The sequence below is a fragment of the Poseidonibacter sp. genome (assembly GCF_041821165.1).
Taxonomy (GTDB): Bacteria; Campylobacterota; Campylobacteria; order Campylobacterales; family Arcobacteraceae; genus Poseidonibacter.
This window is the reverse complement of record NZ_JBGUES010000251.1, coordinates 1-2,446: the sequence shown is the minus strand read 5'-3', so window position 1 is coordinate 2,446 and position 2,446 is coordinate 1. Positions and strand designations below refer to the sequence as shown.

The 2,446-nt window shown below is 28.3% G+C and carries 2 protein-coding genes and 1 pseudogene; all 3 read left to right on the top strand.

The window, feature by feature from the left end:
* A pseudogene (locus ACERKK_RS12820) lies at window positions 1-628 on the top strand (coproporphyrinogen III oxidase); the annotation flags it as partial.
* 138 nt (window positions 629-766) lie between these two features.
* On the top strand, window positions 767-2,056 hold the full coding sequence (locus tag ACERKK_RS12815) for a (Fe-S)-binding protein (protein WP_373773468.1): 1,290 nt from the start codon (window positions 767-769) through the stop codon (window positions 2,054-2,056).
* Between the two features lies 1 nt (window position 2,057).
* Window positions 2,058-2,446 (top strand): prolipoprotein diacylglyceryl transferase (locus tag ACERKK_RS12810; protein ID WP_373773467.1); only part of this gene is annotated, 389 nt, incomplete at its 3' end.

Sequence of the window (2,446 nt, the reverse complement as noted above, 5' to 3'; positions counted from 1 at the left end):
AACTATGAGAAAATTTGATGAAACAACTTTTCCAAAACCAGAAGAAAAACTTGAAATGCTTAAAGATACAATTGACTTCTTTACAGCAAATGGTTATAAAATGGTTGGAATGGATCACTTTGCAAAACCAGAAGATGAGTTATTTAAAGCAATTGAAAAAGGTGAACTTCATAGAAATTTCCAAGGTTATACTACAAAAGGTGGAGCTGATTTAATTGGAATTGGTTTAACATCTATTGGGAATGGAGTTGATTATTATGCTCAAAACTTTAAAGATATTCCATCTTATGAACAAGCTTTAGATAATGGAGATTTACCAACATTTAAAGGTTATAGATTAAGTGATGATGACCAATTAAGACAATTTGTTATTATGGAACTTATGAGCAATTTCTCTTTAAATATTACAAGAGTAGAAGAAGAATTTAAAGTTAATTTTAAAGAATACTTTAAAGATGCACTAGAAGCACTTAAAGAATTCCAAGAAGCAGAACTTATTGAAGTAAGTGATGAAAAAATACAAGTATCTCAAACGGGTACTATGTTAATTAGAAATATTTGTATGCCATTTGATGCATATCTAAATAAAATCCCTGAAGATAAAAGAAGATTTTCTAAGACTATTTAGTCTTAGTCAAATCTTCTCACACCTCCCCTATTTTGCATATATAACTAGACTATTTATCAACTCTTAACCAATTTTTTAGTATATTCATTCTTTATAATAAATATTAAAATTTTTTAATTAAAAGGTTAAAAAGTGTCAATGAATAAATTTAATTATACAGCCATCTCAGATGACTGCGTTAAGTGTGGAAAATGTAAACCTGTATGTACAATCTTTAATATTAATCAAGATGAAGCAACAAGTCCAAGAGGATTTATTGATTTACTTGGCGCTTATGAAAGAGATGAATTAGAACTTGATCAAAATGCAAAAGATATTTTTGAATCATGTTTTTTATGTACAAACTGTGTTGAAGTTTGTCCAAACGATTTACCTACGGATATGATAATTGAACAAGTACGTTCAGATATCGCAAAAAAATATGGAATTGCTTGGTATAAAAGATTATTTTTCTTTTTATTAAGACATAGAAAAACAATGGATATGATGTCAAGAATGGGTTGGATGTTCCAAACATGTGCATTAAAACTTGATAAGAAAAAACAATCAGGCCTTCCTAGATTCTCATTACCAATTGTAAAAAAAGACAGAGTATTACCTTTTGCTGATATGAGAAGTTTTTTAAATAAATATCCTGAAAAGATATTTGCTAAACATAAAAAAGTAGAAGAAAACAAAAAAAATAAAGTTGCAATTTTTATTGGATGTATGAGTAATTATACTTACACAAATACAGGTGATTCACTTGTTAAAATTCTTAAAAAATTAGAACTTGATATTATGATTCCTAAAAAACAACTTTGTTGTGGAGCTCCTGCTTATTTTACAGGTGCCTTTGATACTGTTGATTATTTAGTTAAAAATAATATTGAATATTTTGAAACTTGGATTGATGAAGTTGATGCTGTAATTATTCCAGAAGCAACTTGTTCTGCAATGATTAACCAAGATTGGGAACATTATTTACATGATCAACCAGAGTGGAAAGAAAGAGCAGCTAAAATTTCTAAAAAGATATTTATGGCTACAAAATGGTTAGATAATAATACTGACTTAAAACAGCTATTAGCGAATTCTAAAAAAACTATTGATACAACTGTAACTTATCATGATCCTTGTCATGCTAAAAAAATGCAAGGTGTTTGGGAAGAGCCAAGAAATCTATTAAAACAAAATTATGTTTTAACAGAAATGAGTGATTCAAATAGATGTTGTGGTTTTGGTGGTGTTACAATGCAAACTGAAAAATATGAATTTTCAAAAGCAGCTGGTGCTCCAAAAGCAGCAATGATTAGAGATACAAAAGCACAAGTTGTAAGTGCTGAATGTAGTGCATGTAGAATGCAAATAACAAATTCATTACATCAAGCAGATGTTGATGTGCAATTTAAAAATCCAATTGAATTAATAGCTGAGGCTTTAGATTAAAATGACAGAGTATTGGCAAAATATATACTCAAATTTTGATCCAGTTGCTATTAATCTAGGACCTGTTCCCGTACATTGGTACGGGATTATGTATGCCTTAGCTTTAATTTCTGCTATTGTTATAGCAAAATGGTTTATTAAACATGATAAATTAAATATCTCAAATGATTTATTTGATTCGTATATTTGGTGGGCAGAAATTGGTGTTATTTTAGGTGCTAGATTAGGTTATGTTTTATTTTATGATACAAATACTATGTATTATTTAACACATCCATGGCAAATATTTAATCCATATATTGATGGTGTTTATACTGGTATTTCTGGTATGAGTTATCATGGTGCATTAATTGGTTTTATTATTTCTTCATTTTTATTTTGTAGAAAAAA